This is a genomic window from Rhizobium sp. PRIMUS64, assembly GCF_023006465.1.
GTDB classification, from domain to species: Bacteria; Pseudomonadota; Alphaproteobacteria; order Rhizobiales; family Rhizobiaceae; genus Rhizobium; species Rhizobium leguminosarum.
On sequence record NZ_JALBGX010000022.1, the window covers coordinates 1 to 20,353 of the forward strand.

The 20,353-nt window shown below is 59.3% G+C and carries 17 protein-coding genes and 2 pseudogenes; 13 read left to right on the forward strand and 6 right to left on the reverse strand.

The genetic code is table 11. The features are described 5' to 3' along the window. Nucleotides 1-271, forward strand: a 271-nt coding sequence (locus MOV76_RS11825; protein ID WP_247264575.1) for a hypothetical protein, incomplete at its 5' end; no start/stop codon positions are given. 143 nt (nucleotides 272-414) lie between these two features. Here MOV76_RS11825 and MOV76_RS11830 read toward each other — a convergent pair. Both MOV76_RS11830 and MOV76_RS11835 read right to left on the reverse strand, forming a co-directional pair. Then, nucleotides 415-1,437, reverse strand: a complete 1,023-nt coding sequence (locus MOV76_RS11830; RefSeq protein ID WP_131704664.1) for a class I SAM-dependent methyltransferase — start codon at nucleotides 1,435-1,437, stop codon at nucleotides 415-417. A 493-nt stretch (nucleotides 1,438-1,930) separates the two neighbouring features. Further along, nucleotides 1,931-3,706, reverse strand: a complete 1,776-nt coding sequence (locus tag MOV76_RS11835; protein WP_193443566.1) for an adenylate/guanylate cyclase domain-containing protein — start codon at nucleotides 3,704-3,706, stop codon at nucleotides 1,931-1,933. Between the two features lie 210 nt (nucleotides 3,707-3,916). Between MOV76_RS11835 and MOV76_RS11840 the strand changes: the two are divergent. The 9 genes and pseudogenes from MOV76_RS11840 to MOV76_RS11880 form a co-directional block, all read left to right on the forward strand. After that, nucleotides 3,917-4,042 (forward strand): annotated as a pseudogene (locus tag MOV76_RS11840) (ABC transporter ATP-binding protein); the annotation flags it as partial. A 164-nt stretch (nucleotides 4,043-4,206) separates the two neighbouring features. Next, entirely contained in the window at nucleotides 4,207-6,162 is a 1,956-nt protein-coding gene (locus MOV76_RS11845) for an SARP family transcriptional regulator (protein ID WP_247264576.1), read from the forward strand. A gap of 41 nt (nucleotides 6,163-6,203) precedes the next feature. After that, a complete protein-coding gene (locus tag MOV76_RS11850; RefSeq protein WP_168277785.1) occupies nucleotides 6,204-7,232 on the forward strand; it encodes a phosphatase PAP2 family protein in 1,029 nt (342 codons plus the stop codon). A gap of 31 nt (nucleotides 7,233-7,263) precedes the next feature. Beyond that, complete coding sequence (locus tag MOV76_RS11855; RefSeq protein ID WP_247264577.1) at nucleotides 7,264-8,958, forward strand: S8 family serine peptidase; 1,695 nt, start codon at nucleotides 7,264-7,266, stop codon at nucleotides 8,956-8,958. 103 nt (nucleotides 8,959-9,061) lie between these two features. Then, nucleotides 9,062-10,645, forward strand: coding sequence for an aKG-HExxH-type peptide beta-hydroxylase (locus MOV76_RS11860; RefSeq protein ID WP_309506172.1), 1,584 nt, complete (start codon nucleotides 9,062-9,064; stop codon nucleotides 10,643-10,645). Then, nucleotides 10,645-11,604: a ThiF family adenylyltransferase gene (locus tag MOV76_RS11865; RefSeq protein ID WP_247264579.1), complete on the forward strand. Its 960-nt coding sequence runs from the start codon at nucleotides 10,645-10,647 to the stop codon at nucleotides 11,602-11,604. The genes MOV76_RS11860 and MOV76_RS11865 overlap by 1 nt, the downstream gene beginning before the upstream one ends. Further along, a complete protein-coding gene (locus tag MOV76_RS11870) occupies nucleotides 11,595-11,798 on the forward strand; it encodes a hypothetical protein (RefSeq protein ID WP_408987991.1) in 204 nt (67 codons plus the stop codon). The genes MOV76_RS11865 and MOV76_RS11870 overlap by 10 nt, the downstream gene beginning before the upstream one ends. An 85-nt stretch (nucleotides 11,799-11,883) precedes the next feature. Next, complete coding sequence (locus MOV76_RS11875; RefSeq protein WP_018246404.1) at nucleotides 11,884-12,189, forward strand: DUF982 domain-containing protein; 306 nt, start codon at nucleotides 11,884-11,886, stop codon at nucleotides 12,187-12,189. A gap of 204 nt (nucleotides 12,190-12,393) precedes the next feature. Continuing rightward, on the forward strand, nucleotides 12,394-12,699 hold the full coding sequence (locus tag MOV76_RS11880; protein ID WP_018246403.1) for a hypothetical protein: 306 nt from the start codon (nucleotides 12,394-12,396) through the stop codon (nucleotides 12,697-12,699). A gap of 134 nt (nucleotides 12,700-12,833) precedes the next feature. Here MOV76_RS11880 and MOV76_RS11885 read toward each other — a convergent pair whose 3' ends face one another. After that, nucleotides 12,834-13,730 (reverse strand): GGDEF domain-containing protein, encoded by an 897-nt coding sequence (locus MOV76_RS11885; RefSeq protein ID WP_018246402.1) that lies wholly within the window; start codon nucleotides 13,728-13,730, stop codon nucleotides 12,834-12,836. Nucleotides 13,731-13,935: 205 nt separating this feature from the next. Here MOV76_RS11885 and MOV76_RS11890 point away from each other — a divergent pair, with 205 nt between their 5' ends. Further along, entirely contained in the window at nucleotides 13,936-14,370 is a 435-nt protein-coding gene (locus MOV76_RS11890) for a hypothetical protein (protein WP_018246401.1), read from the forward strand. Nucleotides 14,371-14,982: 612 nt separating this feature from the next. Then, a pseudogene (locus MOV76_RS11895) lies at nucleotides 14,983-15,222 on the forward strand (amino acid ABC transporter ATP-binding protein); the annotation flags it as partial. A gap of 116 nt (nucleotides 15,223-15,338) precedes the next feature. Here MOV76_RS11895 and MOV76_RS11900 read toward each other — a convergent pair. Together MOV76_RS11900 and MOV76_RS11905 are read right to left on the reverse strand one after the other, a co-directional pair. Further along, the gene (locus tag MOV76_RS11900; RefSeq protein WP_113543747.1) at nucleotides 15,339-15,560 is read right to left on the reverse strand and encodes a hypothetical protein; all 222 of its coding nucleotides are present in this window, start codon (nucleotides 15,558-15,560) and stop codon (nucleotides 15,339-15,341) included. A 101-nt stretch (nucleotides 15,561-15,661) separates the two neighbouring features. Further along, nucleotides 15,662-16,027, reverse strand: a complete 366-nt coding sequence (locus MOV76_RS11905; protein WP_247264610.1) for a hypothetical protein — start codon at nucleotides 16,025-16,027, stop codon at nucleotides 15,662-15,664. Between MOV76_RS11905 and MOV76_RS11910 the strand changes: the two genes are divergently transcribed. Then, nucleotides 15,920-17,659 carry an adenylate/guanylate cyclase domain-containing protein gene (locus MOV76_RS11910; protein WP_247264581.1) on the forward strand — a complete coding sequence of 580 codons (1,740 nt, stop codon included), beginning with the start codon at nucleotides 15,920-15,922 and terminating at the stop codon, nucleotides 17,657-17,659. The two genes, MOV76_RS11905 and MOV76_RS11910, sit on opposite strands and share 108 nt — an antisense overlap. Nucleotides 17,660-17,719: 60 nt before the next feature. Here the strand turns inward: MOV76_RS11910 and MOV76_RS11915 are convergent, their stop codons facing one another. After that, nucleotides 17,720-20,017: a PBP1A family penicillin-binding protein gene (locus MOV76_RS11915; protein WP_247264582.1), complete on the reverse strand. Its 2,298-nt coding sequence runs from the start codon at nucleotides 20,015-20,017 to the stop codon at nucleotides 17,720-17,722. Nucleotides 20,018-20,353 lie beyond the last annotated feature (336 nt).

The window sequence follows — 20,353 nt, forward strand, 5'->3', positions numbered from 1 at the left end:
TTTGACGGAGGCGGAAGTGGCAGATCAGCGAGTCGGCATCACGTCGCTCACATCGCCGATGAACCGCAGCGCAGATCGCTTGCTGGCCGGCCGCGCCAATGACCGGGCGATGTCGTCGCGCGAGGCGGTTTGGTCTTCCTCACATGAGGAGTTTGGCGTCAACAGCTATCTAGGAAATAACCGGCGGCAAATCGGCAGAATCCAATTGCATAATGGCTCCGATTGCCGCCGATGGCGCCCGCCCCATTGGACCAATCGGCTGAGCGAGTAAATCGAGAACATCTCGACACGCGTGGAATCGATGTCCGATCGGACGATTGGGGCGTTCCTCGCGCTTGCGGATCAGATCAGGATGTTGCGGTTTCCCAATCGAAGACACCTGAACCAGAGCGACGCAGGCGACGGTCGATGGGGCTATTCAAAGAGAATGAGGCTTGCCGGAGTTGGCGGCATCGCCGCCACCGTGACGCCGGCAAGCCCGGCCAGTCCTGCCATCTCAGTCAGCTCACTTTGCGTATAAGCCTGACCCGCCGGCGTGCTGGCGAGCATCTCCCAAGAGAACGACGCAGGAAAAGGCGGCGACACGCCATTTTCGTTCGGTACGAAATCCACCGCGACGATCCGACCATCCTTTGCAAGGCTCGCGACGATCTTTCGTAACAGTTTGGCGCACGTCGGCAGATCGAAATGGTGCAGAAAATTCGGAAGAAGGACAAGATCATAACCGGTGCCCCATTCAACATCGAAAGCACTGCCGGCAATTGTCTGGTACCGGTCAGACACGCCGGCATTTACCGCATTCTGCCTCGAAAGCTCCAACACGGCGGTCCAGTCGACGGCGACGATCTCCGCCGATGGAAGGCCCTTTGCAATTTCGATCCCGAAAAAGCCTGGACCTGCAGCAATGTCCAAAACTTTCTTGGGGTGCCTGGCCCAGCCGCAGATTTCGTCGGCCAGTATTTTGGCGCTGAGCCCCGTAAAGGAGCCCATGCCGCGTGCAAACTTCAACCAGACGGGGTTGTCCGCAGAAATGTTTGCAAGCCCAACCGAACCGCCGTTTCGCACGACCGCAGCCGGATCGCGCAGAAAATTATCGAGTATTTCGGGTGCAGCGACGAACTCGACGGCAGAGCCCATATAGGCTGGCGAATTGCGATCGAGGAACATTTTGGTCGAGGGCGTCACTCGGTACTGTCCGCTCTCCTTGGTCAGGAAACCGTGGACCACAAGGTAATCGCACAGGATGCGTATCCCACGCTCCGAGGCGCCTGTTATCGACGCCAGCAATGCTGCCGTTTTGCCCTCGCCGATATGAGTAAAGAGATCAAGCTCGATGGCCGCCCTGATCGCCGCCGTCTTGCGGCATGCAAACAGCGCATCGATCACGAGTTCGGGCGACACGACGCCAGCATGGGCGTCCTCGACGATTGTTTGCATGGGATCCCCCAGAGCCCTCGGTCGATCTTGCCTGGCAGCGCCAGCCGCAGAAATTATGCGTATATCCACATATTCTACAATACTTACCGCGCTAACCTTATCGGGTGCCACGCCCTCATGGGCGAGCTGTCCTGCGGCCGGCGCGCCGTTCATGCCGACCAAGATGGCTGCGTTGTCGTGCCTGCACCAGTTTCCCCATAGTTGCCGGACGATACGCTTTTCCCATCTCGATCGCTGTCAGCACCCGTCCGTCTCGGATGCATGCTCGAGACGATGTCGCGGAGCCAGAAAACAGATTTGATGCAACGTCGAGCTGCGGCGCGAGCAAGGTCAGGCCGATCGCTGGATTGAGTCGCCGCAAGATGCTCATGTGCGCGCGGCCGTGCACCGGGATGTTCAAGTCCCTCGGCGACAACAGCTTCGTTCGATCGAAGGGATACGGGGGTCGAGATCGACGAGCAATGAGGGGTCAATCTAACCCTCTCGCTCACAGTCAGTGTTCGGGCAACCCCGCTTGCCGCAGGCCCTCGGCCATTTGATCTGCCCATTGCGGTGAGGCTCGAAACACAGGCCGTGTCATATAGCGCTGGATCGTAAAGCCCGGCTCGGCTGCCAGCAGCTTTTTCGCCGCCCATCGAGCTGTGTCCTCGTCACCACTCATTGCCGACCAGGCAGACATCATCCGGTATGGCCACGTCACCTCCGGGTGTTTGTTAACTACCTCCCGGGCAATGGAGATCGCCTCGGAAAGTTTGCCTGCCAGGGCCAAGGAAAGGGCCAAGCCCATTCTCATATTGAAGGCGAGTGGATCCGCCGGACTAAGCGTCATCGCCCGCTCGAAACGCTCTCGCGCGCAATCAGGCTGGCCTCTGTAGCTCGCGACCCATCCATATCTCGCCCATCCCCAGGCATTGTTTGGATCGAGCGCCAGTGCTCTTTCGAGATAGGCCGACGCCCCCTCCTGATCGCCGCAGTGGCTCAACGCTCCCCCGGTAGCGGTCAAGGCAGTCGGATCATCGTCAATCGAGGCCGCTGCAACCTCGATGGCGCGTAATGCGCATTCGAGGTCCTTCTCTGGTTCGTCAGTCCAGATGTAGCCGAGGTTCTGGGCGTGGCACCAGGCTAGGAAAGCATGGGCTCGGCCGTACGCAGGATCGATCTCGATTGCGTCCTGAAGGAGCGGGATTGCCCGCTTGATAGCATCCTTATTCTGACCCCAGAGGTACGGGTAAGCCCGCATGACGAGGTCGTAGGCGCGCAGACTGCTGGGCGGTTTGCGCATCGCGAGCTCGATTTCCGCGCTGCGAATGGCTGGATGGACTGCGCCAGCGACCTGCGCCGCGATCCTGTCCTGGAACTCGAAGATGTCCTGGGTCGCGCCCTCATAGCGCTCGGACCAAAGCTGGGTCCGCATCTCGGCTTCAACAAGTTGGACCGAAATACGCAACCGGTCCCCTCCCCGTCGGACGGTACCTTCGACCACGTAGGTCACGCCAAGTTCCCTGCCGACACTACGCACGTCGACGAAGCGACCCTTGTACGTGAACGCTGACTGGCGCGCGATCACGAAGAAATTTCGTACTCGGGAGAGAGCGGCGGTGATTTCCTCCACGACGCCGTCCACGAAATATTCATCGCTCTGGCCGCTGAGATTGTCGAAGGGCATCACCACGATCGATGGTTGGTCCTTACCAAAGCGGGCCGAAAACGATCGCACCGACCCTGCCTCATTCCCTTCACCGTTCTCTTCGGGCCAATCCACTCGAAAGACAGAAACTGGCTTGGGGATATTTTTCAGGACGCGCTCTCCAAGGCTGGTGAGTGTGAACAGCACCTTGCCGTCGAGATGCTCCCGCACCGACCCGGAAATACATATGCCTGAGGGAGCGGCCATCTCCTGCAGGCGCGCCGCGATGTTCACGCCGTCGCCAAGAAGATCATCGCCAGACACGATCACGTCGCCAAGATTAATACCGATGCGAAATTCCAGGCGGCGATCCTGTGGAAAGTCGTTTGAGCGGCTGAGAAGGCTGCGCTGCATTTCGACCGAGCACCGGACGGCCTGAACCGCACTTGGAAACTCCGCGACAAGGCCGTCACCCGCGCTGCCGAAGATACGACCGCCATGCTCGAGCACCAGTGCCGCTATCTGATCGTGGCAAAGGGTGAGTTCACGAACGGTGGTCTCCTCATCAAGCGCCGTAAGGCGGCTGAAGCCCACGACGTCAGTGGAGAGAATGGCTGCAAGCTTTCGATTCACAGCGGTCACCGCTCCATCTGGTGGCTGTCTATCCGCACTGAGTGCACTGCCTCAACCTTACATCTGACAAAGGTCAAATTCCACCGCGAGACCTGAATGGCGCCAACAATTCCGGCCGCCGCCTTGACGAAGACGCTTGACGGCCGCATCGGGCTGTCGCTTATCACTAGTTGAGATTGACTCGACTTTGAGTAGTGCGCGTGCGCAAGTCAAGTGTTCAGATCCGAACGCAAGGCTTTCATGAAAGAGGTTCAGCCGGTTCTACAGAACCCCTTCGAAACCTTCAATCCGCTGATCCGGGTCGATCGTTATCTCTTCGAGACGGCCCGCAATTTAACATGGTCGGTCTTTTCACCTAGATCGAGACTGGTATTTGCGTTGCGTAATTCGCAGCCTTTAGCGGCTGCCTGCGAAATTATGGCGCCTAAAGCAACACTTCTTTGACGCTGCTTTGACGGTAGGGCGCTACGACCGGTTTGCGAAGTTACGCAGAGGGATTTCAGCCGGTTATGCTTCAGTTTGATTATCGCAAAAGCATCGATCTTCCTTTCGGAATCCCGATTTCCCTTCCCGGTTGCTTGCCAGGCGCCGCAGGTATGGCAGACTGGTCTCTGGATGCCAGGTCTTCGACCTGCCAAACGAGCGCATCGGAGGCAACGGGGGCGGGGCCGGTGGATCGCATGAACAAGGGGCACGATCCGTTTCGGATGTTCCTGCTCGGGCCTTTTGCCCTTGTGGATGCTGAAGGGCGGTCGGTTACTCCGAAATCCAAAAAAGCCCAGGCTCTTCTGGCGATGCTTGCACTGTCCGCCCGGGGCTCGCGCTCGAGAATCTGGCTTCGGGACAAGTTGTGGAGTGATCGCTCCGACGACCAGGCGGCAGCCAGTCTGCGCCAGGCCCTTTTGGACATTCATAAGACTCTCGGGCCTGCACGTGATCTCTTGATTGCGGATAAGAATACCGTTTGGCTGGATATGGACCGACTGGTGCTTGATACCGAACTGGTGGTTCGGACAAACCGGTCCGCGGATCAAATCACCGACGAGTTGCTCGAAGGTATAGACATCCGCGATCCGGAATTCGAGGACTGGTTAACGCTTGAACGGCAAAACTGGTATAGCCGGCTCAATGTCGGACAGGTCCACGACGTCTTCGAGCCGCGACAGCAGCCGAGCCGCGATATCGCCAAACATTCCGCCCTGCTACCTCTGACGGGTGCCCCGGATGTGCCAAGACAAGGCAAACCCGTGGAAATCGCCGGCAGCAACCCATATCGGCGGCCGGCAGACGGTGACTGGCAATGGGTCATGGTCCTTCAGTCCCCGATCGTGGTGGGTGTTGGAGAGGGCGGACAAATTGCTGCGACCCGGTTCCAGAATCTCATTGCAAAAGCCATCACCGATGGGCTGGCCATTGGCGTCAGCGACCTCTCCTTCGCTTTGCCGGATATTGAAGAGAGCGAACAGCGGATCAGCCTTCCGATATGCCTACAGCTTCGCCTCACCTTTGACGGTGACATGGTGATGATCGAACTGGTGATGAAGCACCTGATCAACAACCGTATTCATTGGCTGAGCAGTCAGGCAATCAACCGCACGCAGTTCGAGCGGGGCGAGTTCGGCACCGCCGCTGCGCTGATCAGCCAGGCCGTCGATCAACTGGCCTATTTCCTGGAGACCCAGGCAAACGACCGTCGATTGTCGCAAGACGGCCTCCTGATCGACGCCGTCAATGCGATCTTTCGGCTGTCGCGCAGCGATCTGGATAATGCAGAGCGGCGCCTGGAAGAACAGATCCAGTATCAGCCGCGGTCATCGACTTTTGCCTGGCTGTCATTCATCCGGACTTTCCAGGTTGGCCAACGTTTCAACGCGCTTGACGCGCATCTGATCGAGGAAGCTCAGGCATATGCGCGCAAAGCGCTGGAACTCGACCCGCAGAATTCCGTGTCGCTCGCGCTCGTCGGCCACGTCCATTCGTTCCTGTTCGGCGAATACGACTATGCGGCCAACCTGTTCGAAAAATCGATCCGCCTGAATCCGGCCCTGCCGCTCAGTTGGGACCTCTACGCGATGCTGCACTGCTATGCAGGCCAGCCCGACAAGGCGGTGGCCATGGCGCGTTGGGTACAAGAGCTCGGCGTCTACAGTCCGCATAAATATTATTTTGATACGACCAAATGCATTGCAGCAGCGCTTGCGGGCGATCATGCCGCAGCCATAGCTGCAGGCGAAGAAGCCCTGCGGGCCCGGCCGAACTTCAACAGTCTGCTGCGCTATCTTGCCTCCAGTCACGCCCATTCCAACAATCTCGGCGGCGCGCGGCATTACCTGCAGCGTCTTGAGGCGGTCGAGGGCGGCTTCTCCATCAACGCCTTCCGCGGCAGCGGCTATCCGCTGCTCGACACAGGCGGCGGCCAGATCTTGATCGACGGCCTGCTCAAGGCCGGCGCCAAGCTGCGCTGAACTCCGGACAAATCTTCACATCATCGCGCAAGGAGGCTCCAATGGAAGCGGATACTACTGAGGAATCGCAATCGAAAATTGTTTCATTTCTAAACAGTTATAAATTCAGGATTGAGCCGGATACGGTCCTTCCATGCGAACCCAGTGACAATGCAGGTGCTGATCCTCTCGCCGGTGCATCGCCGGCTGCACCTGATGAAGCCCCCGAAGCTGTGCTTTTCCTCGGCACGGATGACGATGGATCGCCCCTGCCCGGACCTATGATGGCGACGATGGCCGTGGCCTCGGTCCTCAACAAGAGCGTCGCAAACAAGTCGGTGCTCAACAAGGCGTCGCTGAACAAAAACAAGAACAAAAATAAGAATAAGAACAAGAACAAGTCGACGATGGACGGCGGCAGCCTCGGCGTGTCGCAGCTTATTCCCTCCTTCGAGCTGCGCAGGCTTCACCAGCAGCCGTCACGCAACGCCTATACCGCGGCGCGGCGCTTCACCTGGGAAATGCTGGATATACTTCCGCCGCCCGGCCCGGATTATACCCGCCTCGAAACGACGGTGCTGCTCTCTATGCAACGCCGCGACCGCGAACGCGTGCGACGCCTGCCCGACATCCAAATCGAGTCGACGATCTCCGTGGGCGAATTCACCCGCGCATTGCATATCGAGGATCTCGGGGGTTTCGAGCAGACGGAAGGCCTTTTCCAGGCGATCCTGACGGCCTGCGAATATGTCGGACTGATCTACAAGAGCCAGTTCAACCGGCTGCGGCCAAACCAGTTCGAGCCGATGCTGCGGCCGTTGCTGGCCGTGCCGGTCCACGAGTCCTATCCCAGCAACCATTCGTTCCAGTGCTTTTCGATCGCCTTTGCGTTCTCGACGATCCTGCCGGAACATCCGGCCACCGACGAGCTTGCCCGCATCGCCCAGAACGTCGCCGAAAATCGCGAATGGGCCGGCCTGCACTATCCGAGCGATACGCAGGCAGGGCGAGATCTCGCCCGGCGTTTCGCTCCCTACCTCCACGACGCGTTCGGTCCGCTGTTCCAGGCCGTACACGACGAATGGGTCTGAAATCGCCAGTTGCACAACAGGGATCATGAACATGACGGATCAAACACAAATGCCTGAGCCCGCACCGATCAACTATTATTATCTCTGGCACCTGACTGCCCTTGGCGTGGTCGACGCGGAATACGGATCGGCTCCGCCTGCTCCGCCAGCGCTCGATGCGAGCGCTGTACGCGCGCTCCCCGATCCCCTCATCACCGGCACGGTCTGGGATGCCATCGCTTCCGCCGGCCCGTTGCGACCCGCGCGGGTCGCGCTGATCGATGTCGGCGTATCTCCGGATCATCCCAATCTGGCAACCCGGCTTGACCGGGAGGCGTCAATCGATTTGACGACCCATCGTTACGGCGCGCGCGTGCTCGAAATACTCGATACGACGACGTCGTTTGACCGCGAAGAAAGACATGCCTTCTTTACCGGGCTCGACATCGCTCCGCTCGGCAATATCGGCCTTTCGAACGACGACCGAGACTATCTCAGTGACCTGGTTGCCGAATATGCCACGTCGGAGGGTGTTCTCCGGCGGCTCTACAATCCGGAATCGCTGTTTGCGTCGCATGGTACCTGCTGTGCAGGGCTGATCGTCGGCGAACCCGCCGTTGTTGCGGAAGAAGGTACGCCAAGCCTTCCGCCGGAAGGAGCCTTCTACGGTGATAGTGAAGAGCTGCGCACCAGCGGCAATCGCAATGTCATCCCCTATTTCGGCGTTGATCCTTTCTCAAGGCTCATCTCGATCAGAACGTCCTTCGAAGACGATGTCAGGCAGTTCATCGCGGCCTTCCTTTATGCCTATCTTCAGAAAGCAGATGTGATCGTCTTGCCGCGCGGTCTGCCTGACCCGAAACGCAGCATCGTCGATCCGAAGAACGAGCTGAAGGCCGACCTGGAATTATGGAAAAACCAGGATGCCGCCAATCTCTTCGCGCGCATTGCCCTTGCTGATCAAGGTGGACCTGAACTGGAGCCGAAGGCTGCGCAGAAAGGCTCCAATCCGGATCGTCCGTGGCATGTCCTCAGGCAACTCATCCTCGCCATCAGCCGGCACATCCCGATCGTCTGCGCCGCAGGAAACAGTGGCGAGAGCCAGCTGATCTATCCGGCAAGTCTTGCCGCCGACAACAACGGCGTCATTGCAGTTGGGGCCGTTACCGTCGAAGGTTTCCGTTCGGGCTACAGCAATTACGGCGAAGGATTGACGTTAGTCTCCCCCTCCGACGACGGGGAGGTCTTCAACAGGCATCAGTTGCGCCTCGACCGGCTTTCTCCATTTGCCGCGCAGCACGACTACAGCGCTTTTCGAACACGGGAATACTACTATTCGCACTTCTCGCTGCTGACGACGGACCTGTCGGGGATTTTCGGCTATAATCAGGGCTCCGATCCGTGGTCGGCCATCGTGCCGTTCGGAACCAATCCGGGCATTGGAGGCGGATACTACACTCCCTTCGGGGGCACATCAGGCGCGTCGGCGCAGGTGGGCGGGTTATGCGCGCTGATACAGCGGGCTTACAAAAGCCGCCACAATGCCGGTGACCGCCTCTCGGGGCCTCAAGTGAAATCCATTCTGAAAGCTGCGTCCCGCCTGGACACCATTGTCGCGCCCGGAACGAGGAAATTGACGGCGGATTGTATGAACGCCGAGAGCGAGGACGCCGTCGAGATGGCCTATTTCTTCGGGTCGGGCCTGCCGAATGCGCGGGCAGCGGTGCAGGCGGCTCTGGCGATCTGACCCCGCGGCTGCGTTATCCAGAATTCCAAGCCTCCTCGATCGAGGAGGCTTTTTCTTTGTTTACGTCATTTTTACGGATTTTTAACGCGGAACTGGCGGGCGAATGACGCCCTTGGGGAATAGTGCCTCTCAACAGACGACGCACAACGTTCCGATGACGGACGACGTCGTCTCGAACTCCGGCATTTTTGCCCGAGATGCAATCTTGATCTGCCCGAAGACAAACTCACGGAGGCTGCCGATGTCCGCGTCCCGCATACAACAATTGGCAGATGAGGCGCGCCTCCTGCTCAAGCGCAATCCCCTGATGGCAACTACCGTCTCCCTGCAGCGCGTAGCAACACGCAACCTTTTGAAGCGACGCTTCCAATATGGCCGCACGCTTGCGGCGGCTTCGAAGCTCGCCGGTTGTTCGGCTGGGGTAGAGGCATTGTCAGGTTATTTCCCCGACCTTGCAGATGGCGGATACACGCGCCTGCCGGAGCTTCCGCCAGCGGTTGCCGGACCGGTCGGCGCCGACCCTTACCGTTCATCCGTACTTGCAGCCTGGATGGGTGCACTTGCGCGCAGTCTGGAATGGCAGGCAGCCCGCCCCGATGTGCAGGTCGTCGGCCGCTATCTGCAGCCGGATCTGATCGCATCGGATCTTGAACTCGAACGTCAGCCAGCGTGCCGGCTCTCTTGCGGCATCGGCCTTGTGCACATCGAAAGTCCGGCGCGAAGCCGTATCATGCAAGCCCTCCTGCGCCAATGCATGCCGGACTATCCCCGGCCCGGCTACCCGATCACCGACGACGCGGAACTGGATCGCATCGCCGACCATCTGGAGAAGGCCTTCGCATTAATCGCGGACTTGGACGAGTACGGCCATCAGCGTCTGATCGCCGGCCTGCACACGCTTTACGTTGGCGTGCGGCGCGAACCGCAGTGCTCCTTTTCGAGCTCGAACGAATTGCCGGGCAGCGCGCTCATCGTCCTTTCCAGAGAGAGATTGCGCGCCGGCGATCATGCCGCGACAGCGGCCCAATTGCTTCATGAGGCGGGGAATATCCTGCTCGGGTTTTATACGACCTCGGCGGCAGCATCCCTGCCTGGCGAGTTCCAATATGTTTCCCCATACAAGAAGGACCTACAGACGCTCGAGAGCATCCTGCATACGGCCTACACCATTCCCTGGGAATGCGCCTTGCGCATGGCATGCCTATCCACCGAGACGGATCCTGAGCGCCGCGCCTGGAAGACGGCATTCATAATTGCCTATGCCGCGCGGCAAGTCCCGCTCATCGACATCGCTCGGAAAGGTATCGAACGTCTCGGCGGCGATGTCCTCCTCGACCTCCCAGACATCGCCGCCATTCCTTCCTGGAGCAGTCGGATCTTGTTCCTCGTGAGCCAGTTGCTTGCCGAAGAACCCATTGCGCACCGGCAGGCGCATCTGGCCGAGTGCCAGCGAGTTCTCGATCGCCAAGCCTGGGATATCGGACAGATGCTGCTGCGCGGCAAGGAGCCGATCGATCCTCGGATGGGCCGGCGGGAGATCGATGACAGCGGCGACAATGTCAGCCTCTGGTACGACGGCAAATTCCACGTGATTGCGAAGACCCCCGACCATGCGATGGGCGAGGATTACGGTCACTACGCCGCGACGATCCGCGGAGTTGCGCCCAGCGAGATGGAGGCGATCTGATGGTCAATTATCGGTCCCAACGACTACCGGCGGCTGCTAGCGCGCCCGTCGATTTCCCGAACTCCTTCGCCCACAGCCTGGGGTGGGGTGGCAGCGGGGCTCTGTTCACCGGCAATAGTGTCGATCTTGCCGAGGAACGGAGCCCCAATGTTACCAGGCCTGCGTTCGGCGTCTCGTTGGAGCGTTCCAATGTGCCGGATGAGGACGAATATGTCTCCGCCGCAATGGATCACGACGACGCCTTCCTGACGCCTCTTTGCCATCGGCAACGCGACTTCGCAGGTTTTCGCGAAATCGACTTCGTCATTATCGGATGCGGCGGCTTGGGCTCGCAGATTGCCATCCAGCTTGCGGCCCACGGCGCGCGCCATTTCTTTCTCGCGGATGCGGATCGTATCGACGAGAACAACTTGAACCATGTGCCATGGGCGAGCAAAGCTGATCTCGGCCGGCTGAAGACGGACAAGCTGGCGACCTGTCTGGCCGCGTGTTTCTCGGCCAATGCCTTCGCGCTGCCGGAATTTGCGGAAGGGGCCGCAGCGCTCCGACTAATCGCAGATTACGCCCACAATCCGTTCGTCGTTCTTGCCGGCGACGATTCTCATCCGGCCCAGGAGTTCCTGACGGCCTGCCACGCATCGAAAGCCGGCCTGCCGCCCTATCTGCATGTCGGCCGCTCCCAGGCTCATGGCATGGCAGGTCCCTCGGTCGCAGTGCATGAGGACGCATGTCCCGTCTCCCATTGCACCGCCCAGGTCGCAACCGACCACGGCTTTCTCGCTCCACCGGCCGCCGCCGAGAACGCATTTATCGCCGGCCTTGCCGTGTCGCGGATTGCCCAAAAATGCCTTTCGAGACACTCGGCCGCACGGGGACGCCGATGGATATTGGACCTCAAAGGCAATCAGGCCGAGCTGCGTTCTCTCTGCGAACACCCCGAATGCAAGGTATGTCCATGAGCACGCTATTTTCGTCGGGATATTGTTGCTCCGTTGGCGCAACTACCGGAAAGAACGATGAGCTGACGATATCCGAAGCTCTTTGCGATCCACTGATCGCCATGGTGATGCGCGCCGATGGCGTGACCATCGAAGAATTCAAGCGACTCCTTGAGGCGGCGGCCCGTGCGCTAAAAGCCAATCTGGCTAGCTGATGGTTGACGAGCACGTGTGGCCAATCTCGGTGCGATACCATCGCCCGGCATTGGTACTGGTCGCCAGGAGGAGTTTTCAGGCACAATGAGGTTCGATATGTCGAGAAACTTCCCAACGATAATTCTTGTTTTTGACGAAGGGAAAGATCGCAAGGTGATCGGCACCGCTCGCGAGGCTGCCCAGCTGTTGCTGAAGGAATGGCCCATTGACGATGGTGAAGAATTCTTCACGGCGGTGAGAACCTGTTTGGAGGTCCTTACCGGAGATACCGACCCCGAGAAATTGCATGAGGCGATCGTCCGCGCCGCATATGAAGCGGGTGTTGCTGCGATCACGACTGATAACAGCCTTGGTATTCTCAGGATCTATCCAGTCAGCCAGGTCAGATAATTGACAGCCGCTCACGCGCTCAGCCCAATCCCGCTCCCATCGAGCCGCTGCGGCTATCGCCGTCGGCTCTACGAAGCTCTTACTGCGGAGCGAGCCGAAGAAGCTCTTTGGATCCGACAGGCGATCGGTTCAGTAAAGTTTCAATTGACCGTTTCCGATGGCGAGGCGACACTCGCAGCCTGCAGCGAGGCAGGAGGAGAAACGATGGACGACCTAGACCGCTGGCGCGACATGGCAAGTGCACCGAGAGACGGCAGCCGGATCCTCGTCACGATTCGCCAGTCCGAACAGGGACCGGCAGAAGTTGACCTTGCCTATTGGTCGAATGGCGATCAGTTCGGTGCAGAAGGCTGGCGCGCCTCTGATTCCTCGCCCGGGCACATCATCGAATATGCCGAGCCGGAATTGAAGTGTTGGATGCCGATGCCCTCGGCCAACCTCAATCGCACCTCGATGCCCTCCCCTTGGGAAGGCGACGATGACCAGGAGCTCTACGGGTCAGGGATTTAAGAAACCCGGCCGAATAAAAATGGTTCCTGCCGCCGCGAGAGGTCCAGATTGCCGTCCGCCACGACTGCGGCGCGCCACGAAGCCCCTGCTCTGGAACGGCACGCCAAATTGAGGTTCAACCTTAGCCAAGGCGCCTACGCTGCGCGCACCCTGTCCCGGCCGCTTAACTTGGCAGCATAGAGTGCTTGATCAGCGCGTCGATAAAGGTCCGACGCGCTCTCAGACGGGACACAAGTGGCGATGCCAGCAGAACAGGTGTAGCTGAAGTCGGGTGATTCAGGCAGAGGCCGGGAGAAGCGGATCACCGTCAGCATGCACTCGACCATGGCAATGGCATCTTCCGGCCCGGTTGCCGGCATCACGAGAAGGAACTCTTCTCCGCCGACCCGCCCAAAACAATCGTTGCGGCGAACATTCTGATGAATGCGATGAGCAAAATCGCGCAGGACGACATCCCCAGCATGGTGACCAAGCCGATCATTGATGTGTTTGAAATTGTCGATGTCGAAGACGGCAAGACATCCGTTGTCTCCGTGCTGGGCGGTTGCCAGCATGTCGTCGACGCGGGCCATCACAAAGCGGCGGTTGGCGACACCGGTGAGTTCGTCAGTGTAAGACGCCTTGATCGCCTGATCGCGATCTTGCCTGACAGTTCTGCCATGCGCTCGCAAACTGGTGATGTCGCTCGCAATGCACAACATCCAACCGTTCTTCTGGACCGCCTCGGTCATCCAAAACCATCGGCCATCACACAGGTCCGTCTCGAAAGCTCGATAGCCGATCTTGCCACGGCGCGACTGTGTCGACCGTAGCCATTCGTCGAAATTGCTCGTTTGAATGACCGTGCCTCGCCGCAGCTCAAAATTGCGCCGCATGAGATCCGGCCAGAGTGGAGTTTCATCCGGCTCGATGAAATAAACCGAACGAAAGGCGCTGTTGGCGTATCGCAGCCGGTCATGACCATCGTAGACGGCAATCAGCGTTTCGGTGCGTGCGGAAAGGTGCAGAAGCTGTTCGAATATCTCGTCCATACCGAACCCTGTCTGGTTGCCTTGGTATGAGATGGCGCAGGAACCCTATGAGAAAAGAGCCCGTCAGCAAGCAGAAGGCGCCTCTAGTGATTACGGAAGCGTCAACGAGATGCCGTTTTCAATCGTGATTGGACATCTGCTGAGACCTGAGCGACGCTATTTTTGGGAGGCGGACCATCTATTTTTCCGGAGATAGGAGGCCGAGATGGAACAGTACGCACTCGATCAGTTGAAAACCATTGCAAAGGTCAGCACGACCTGCAAGCGCCTCGAAATGACGCGGCGCGAACGGCTTGAACGCTGGGCCGAAAGTCTCGAATGCAGCCCCAGACCGTTTCTTAAGACGCTTCACGAAACCGAATATCAGCCGATGGCCGATCGGCTTGCTCTCAGGGATGACGGCACCCCGATCTCCGTTGCATTCGCTGATCCCATTCTGCGGGCGGCAGGAATGGAAAATGACAGCTATGGAGAAGCCAAACGGTTCTTCGACCTCGGCGATGAACAATTGCATGATCTTGTCTGCTTCTGCCATTTCGGTGAACGCGTCAGCGCGGCAGTCGTCGCTCGCCGTTTGCGGAAGATGTCAGGCTCCAAACCAAGTGGGTTTTTCGCTCAGCTTCGTGCGTTGTTTGCCTGATTGAGGCGAAAGGTCACCATCTGACGTGCTGGTCGGGGACGCATCGATCCCCGTCGCGGGCGGCACGCGCGACGACCGAGGCCAGATCGGTCGGGTCGTGGCTCCTCGGCGTCGACTGCCGCGGACATTTTGAGGGGCAGATTTCTGAAGCAGTTGGTTCCTGCTGGTCAACTGGCGGGTCCAGGTCTTTTGCGCTGGCCGACCACCACGCCCCCGAGGGATTTGGGTCAAGGCGTTCACCAGCAGCACCCACTATGTCAGCGTGCTGGGGAAAGATGCCTCGCCGCGCGACTATCCAGTCAGGTAGACGCTTGAAGAGGCCGTATCGCTACTTACCGCCAGCTAACCACGCGCTTGCCATTGTAGGTGATTTAACGGAAAATCCTCGGCGTGGCCCTTGAGGCCTGGGCAGCCTGCCATGATCGGAGAACGCCGTGCCTCTGAAAAACATTTTGGCCGCAGCAGCAATCGTCTTCATGACACTCTCAGGATGCGCAACTAGTGGATCGTACAACACAACCTACGCACAGCCGCAGGGGATAGGCCCGGTTCGCGGGGAAATGGGCGGTTACTAGCCCATCCAAGGTGTTTCGACCGCTTTAGAAACACAGCCTGGCTGTTTACGACGAACCAACCTCGGTGCTCGATCCGATGACATGGTCGCTGTCCGCGGAAGAACGCATGACGGTGATGGTGGTGACCCACGAAATGGGCTTTGCCCGCAAGGGCGCGCAACGCGTGGTGTTCATGGATGCCGGCGCCATTGTCGAGAGCGGCGCGCCGGATGAATTCTTCGTCCACCCGAAAACGGACCGGTCGGGTCGTTGCTCCTGCGGCATCGACTATCGCTGACAGGCTGCTTCCTTGGGTCGAAGCCAACCGCGAGATCAATTGCCGGATCCTCCAGACGTGACCGGAGAAGGCCTCGTCTTTAGTCTCGAAGCCGTGCGACAGAAGGGCTTTAAGCCTCAATATTGTCGAGCATCGAATTCTTCAATCGTTTCGGGGTCCTGCTTATATTCCCATTGCACACCGTTCAGCCGGCGCCAGATTTGTCCCGATGGGTTTCGGGCGGCGCCGTCGACGAGTGGCACCGGAAAGAGTGTCTCGTGCTTGTGCCAGAGTGTGACGTCAGCGACGTTGGCCTGCTTGGGCTTCCGGAACAGGTTGAAAAGGAGTGCGAAGTCCATTGGCCGATTTTTCTCCAATGGACTCAACTATATGCACATTTTGGGTACTTTCAAGTACTATAATTTTGCGAACCCGACCCGCGGAAAATAAAGAACGAGGATCACCGATGGGTGAGCGGCATCAGGTCAAGACTGGTGAGAATTTCTGGCCAGCTTTCGGCAGGTAGGCCGTCGATGGCGACAACGCCGAAGAAACGTGACGAACCGGATGCGCGCCCGATTGCAGGGCTTCCCGGACGACTCAAAGTGAAACGCTCCTGATCGCTAGACCGCTCTTTCGGGCGATAGTAGATTGCACATATTAGAGATTGAAGATGAGCTGCGTGGGGACGCGTCATGGATCGGAAGCTTGCGGCGATATGTCCGCAGACGTTGTCGGTTACAGCCGGCTGACGGCTCTGGATGAAGAGGGAACGATACGCGCGCTCGACAGAAGCCGCGAGCGGATCGGCAAGCTCGTCGCGCAATACGGCGGCCGCATCTTCGGTCTTGCTGGAGACGGCGTCATGGCCGAGTTCTCAAGCGCGGTTCAGGCCGTTCGCTGCGCGGTTCAGATCCAGCGTGACCTCACGGCAGACGAGGGCGAATCCGATGGCAGCTTGAAGTTTCGCATCGGCATCAACCTGGGAGACGTTGTTATCGCGGGCGACGATCTGCTTGGCGACGGCGTCAATGTCGCTGCGCGGCTGCAGTCCATTGCTGGATCGTCTGCGATATGTATATCCGGTCCGGTTCGCGACCAGCTCGGCGCGAAAACGGAATTCAGGGTTCGCAGCATGGGCAAGCGGGTCCTGAAAAATATCCCGACCGCCATCCCCGTTTTCCAGGTCGATTGGTCGACAGGTCCTGGAGCGACGAAGAGCGCTCGTTCGCCCTCGCCCGCTCCATCGGAAGATCCTTCCGGTCCTCCGGTCATCGCCATCCTTCCCTTCGCAAATCTGGCGACGGACGAGCTCTGGGAAAGGTTCGCTGTCGGGCTTGCAGCAGACATCATCGCCGATCTTGCGCGCTATCCCGACCTGGCCGTGATCTCCCGTCAGACGATGATCGCCTACAAGGGTTGCGAGAACGACGTCGTGTCGATCGGCAGGGAGTTGAAGGCCGACTACGTGGTGGAAGGAAATTTGCAGGCGACCGGAGATCGGGTGAGGATTTCCGTCCAACTCGTGGATGCTTCCAGCGGAGCCAGCCTGTGGAGTGCCCGGTACGACGAAACGGCCGGCAACGTCTTCGAACTGCAGGACGCCGTCACCGCGAGCGTGGTCAACGTCCTCGGGAATTGCTGCGGAAAGCTTCTAAGCTTCCGGCGCGACGTCCTCCGGCGCAAGAAGCCTGCGAGCCTGCAGGCCTACGACTGCTACCTCCTCGGCGAGGAGCACCTCGACCTTTTCACGCGAACCTCCAATGCAGAAGCTATCCGGTTCCTTTCGCGCGCGGTCCAGCTTGATCCAAAGCTCGCAAGAGCATGGACCGGCCTCGGCCTTGCTTACTCCACCGACGTCTGCAACGGATTTTCTGAAGACCCTGTTTCCTCGGTTCGACGCTTCGAAGACTGTATCGAGAAAGCTCTGGAGCTCGATCCGCAGGATCTGGTTGCACGGCTTTGTATCGCTGGGTTCAGAGCTTTACGGGGTGACTTCGAGGGCGCTTCGCGCGATCATGAGATGGTCCTCAAAGCTGCTCCCCACGATGCCGATACCATCGCAATGCTGGCCGGCAACGTGGCGTTGGTCGCCGGCGAACCAGTGCATGGCTACGAGCTGGCCGCGCGGGCCATCCGACTCAACCCTAACATCCCTTGGTACTATGGCATGCTGGGCCGCTGCTGCTTCGTAGCCGGCCTTTATGAGGAGTGCATCGCGGCCCTCAATCAGGCTCCGCCCCGATCGCCGGCGACGCTCCTGTTCATGGCGATGGCGGCCGGGATGCTCAACCGGGAAGAAGAGGCGGCTCGGTTCGTCTCTCGTCTGGAGGAGCCGTTCCCCGGATTCTCGGCGGAAGCGTTCATACAGGGGTATCCGGTCACGAATCCGAAGGCGCTCGCGGCAATCCGTGCTGGTGCCGACCAACTACGCTCGTGGCCACGAGCGGGGATTTGACTTTCATCCGCTGAACGGCGCCTCGTCGCCCGGAATCGCGCCTTCCTCGACCGCGCCACGTCACCTTTCGCAGAGCCGTCGGCCGCCGGAATATGGCTGATAGGTACAATCGGACGGCCGGAAGGAGCGGTAACTGCGCGAGCAGGCGGTGATATTGCAGGACTGTGTTGCGCCTTGACCATCGCTTGCCGCTCCTGTCGATAGCATTCCATTCGGCGTAGGTTCGGCCGTCGCTTGGCGCATGAAGTCCCGCCAAATATGCGCTGGCAGCGCGCCGCCCGTCACCCCCTTCATCGGCGTGTCGTCATCATTGCCAACCCAGACTCCGACGACCAGCGATCCCGTGAAGCCGACGAACCAGGCATCGCGATTGTTCTGGCTGGTGCCGGTCTTGCCGGCTGCAAACGAGCCGGGGTCTGCTCCACGCCCAGTGCCGCGCTCGACAACCAACTGCAGGAGCCCGACGAGATCGGACTGGTAAGGCGAAAGATCGACATTCGGCTTTGATTGTGAGCCAACTCGAAACACGTTGGGCTGCCCTGCCGCTTGAAACTCGATGATGCCCCAGGGTTTAACAGGTGCCCTGCCGAGTTGGACAGACGCATAGGCGCTGGTGAGGTTGAGCAGATTTACTTCGGACGTCCCGAGCGCCAACGACGGCGTGCTGGCGAGGGGTGCATCGATGCCGAGTTCACGCGCTGCGGCAATCACATTGTCCAAGCCAACCTCTTCGGCAAGCGCCACCGAAGCGGCATTGAGTGATCGCGCGAACGCCTCGGCAAGCGTAACCCAACCGCGATAGTTGCCACCGGAGTTTTCTGGCGACCAACCGTCTATGTCAATTGGCGCGTCCAGAACCCGGTCGGACAAAGTGAGTCCAGCTTTCAATGCTGCGTAATAGACGAATAGCTTGAAGGTGGAACCCGGCTGGCGCATCGCAGTGACAGCGCGATTGAACTGGCTCGCCTTGTAGTCGCGCCCGCCAACCATGGCGACGACCGCGCCGTCCGGTGTCATCGCAACCAACGCGGCCTGCGATGCTCCGACAGTTGTTCCTTCTCCGTCCAAGGCTCCTTTCAGGATCCTTTCGGCGATTTGCTGCAATTGCGGCACCAGCGTGGTTCGCACCGTCGTCGAGCCTGGCGAGGAGCCGGCGACTTCGCTCGCTTGCGGCGAAATCCAGTCGGCAAACCAGCTTCCCGAGCGCGGCGTCGGCGTCGTTGGATGCAGCTTGGCAAAGCTCGCCTTGGCCTCCGCTGCCTCTGGCACGGTAATCTTGTCGTTCGTCGCCATCGCGTCGAGAACGACCATGGTACGCTGCCGGGCGCCTTCGAAATTGTCGATGGGATTCCATTGACTTGGCGCCCGCAGCAACCCCGCCAGCATCGCCGACTCGGGCAGGTTAAGGGCGTCGATATCCTTGTTGAAATAAATCCGCGCGGCGGCAGGCATGCCGGTAGCGCCCGCGCCAAGATAGACGCTGTTAAGATAGCGCGTCAGGATTTCCCGCTTGCCGAGCTTCCACTCCAGCCAGACTGCGATCACAACCTCCTGTATCTTTCGCTTTATCGTTCGATCGCTGTCTAGGTATTGGAGCTTGATGAGTTGCTGGGTGATCGTGCTGCCCCCCTCCACCACCGAGCCAGCCTCCAAATTCCGGAGAAACGCCCTCCCGATCCCTCTTGGATCGACGCCGAAATGATCCATGAACCGGCGGTCCTCAATTGAAAGGACGGCATCGATCAGACGCGGTGGGAACTGGTGGTATTGCGCATATGGCCCTTGATAAGGTCCCTGCCTTACGAGCGGCGCACCGTCGGCGGTTTCCAGCACAACGACAGGCTTTAACGTCCCGTCACGGATCTCGCTCCAGGGCACGTCTTTTAGTGCCCACAGCAGCACGCTGCATACGAGGAGGCAGACAAGCAAGGCCGACCCCATAGCGAATTTCCACCAGTTCGCCGGAAGCCATCGGCGCCGGCGACTTTCGCGCGGCTCGGAATCCCGATCGCGAATGCCGCGCCCGGCCCTGGCCAGAGCAGTCGTCATCCATTTGGCGGGAGCTGATATGGTTACCAGCCGCATCGACCTCCTTAGCTTCGTTCTCAAAAACGAAGCCATCGTCTTGGTCTTCGCCAAAGCAGAACTTGCCTTCAAATCGTGGTGCAGCGCACGTAATAGATTGCGCGCAGCCTGTCGAGTTTGCACGAAGGCTCCGTGGGGGAGTTGCGGGTTGTCGCCTTGGGTGATTCCTGGAGAATCCGAGACGCCCGCTTGCGTCGCTGAATCTGCTGGCTGATTGCGACCCGTGCTCGAGTTGCCAACGCTTTCGCCTGAGGATTCGGGAGGATTAGGCATCGGTTACCGCTAAAAGGCCAACGTGGCATGAACTTTATAGCCGGGCGCTGCCGAGTGTTCTACCGTAAAAGGTCCCATAGGCTTCTGTATGAAACGAAGCCGGCTCTCATTCGCGCGATCATCGCCACGGCCGACGTAACGCGTGCTCCGGTGAAGACTGTGGTCACTGAGAAGTTCGGCCTATCTGAATGTGTTTGATTTCCTCGGCAGCGCCAAGGACGGCCATCAACCCCGCCCCGATCCAACATACGACGCTAAACGAACCTGCCTCTTGCGCTCCAGTTCCCGTTCTGTCGCCGTCTGTGCGAGATCGAACACTTGTGAGACAACTGGGAC

Bases quoted from the DNA above. Each gene is read 5' to 3' on its own strand.
- MOV76_RS11855 (WP_247264577.1), top strand. From the start codon at position 7,264: ATGACGGATCAAACACAAATGCCTGAGCCCGCACCGATCAACTATTAT.
- MOV76_RS11900 (WP_113543747.1), bottom strand. From the start codon at position 15,560: ATGGACTTCGCACTCCTTTTCAACCTGTTCCGGAAGCCCAAGCAGGCC.
- MOV76_RS11915 (WP_247264582.1), bottom strand. From the start codon at position 20,017: ATGCCTAATCCTCCCGAATCCTCAGGCGAAAGCGTTGGCAACTCGAGC.
- MOV76_RS11845 (WP_247264576.1), top strand. From the start codon at position 4,207: ATGCTTCAGTTTGATTATCGCAAAAGCATCGATCTTCCTTTCGGAATC.
- MOV76_RS11830 (WP_131704664.1), bottom strand. From the start codon at position 1,437: ATGCAAACAATCGTCGAGGACGCCCATGCTGGCGTCGTGTCGCCCGAA.
- MOV76_RS11860 (WP_309506172.1), top strand. From the start codon at position 9,062: ATGACGCCCTTGGGGAATAGTGCCTCTCAACAGACGACGCACAACGTT.
- MOV76_RS11850 (WP_168277785.1), top strand. From the start codon at position 6,204: ATGGAAGCGGATACTACTGAGGAATCGCAATCGAAAATTGTTTCATTT.
- MOV76_RS11865 (WP_247264579.1), top strand. From the start codon at position 10,645: ATGGTCAATTATCGGTCCCAACGACTACCGGCGGCTGCTAGCGCGCCC.
- MOV76_RS11880 (WP_018246403.1), top strand. From the start codon at position 12,394: ATGGACGACCTAGACCGCTGGCGCGACATGGCAAGTGCACCGAGAGAC.
- MOV76_RS11870 (WP_408987991.1), top strand. From the start codon at position 11,595: ATGTCCATGAGCACGCTATTTTCGTCGGGATATTGTTGCTCCGTTGGC.
- MOV76_RS11875 (WP_018246404.1), top strand. From the start codon at position 11,884: ATGAGGTTCGATATGTCGAGAAACTTCCCAACGATAATTCTTGTTTTT.
- MOV76_RS11910 (WP_247264581.1), top strand. From the start codon at position 15,920: ATGTCCGCAGACGTTGTCGGTTACAGCCGGCTGACGGCTCTGGATGAA.
- MOV76_RS11885 (WP_018246402.1), bottom strand. From the start codon at position 13,730: ATGGACGAGATATTCGAACAGCTTCTGCACCTTTCCGCACGCACCGAA.
- MOV76_RS11890 (WP_018246401.1), top strand. From the start codon at position 13,936: ATGGAACAGTACGCACTCGATCAGTTGAAAACCATTGCAAAGGTCAGC.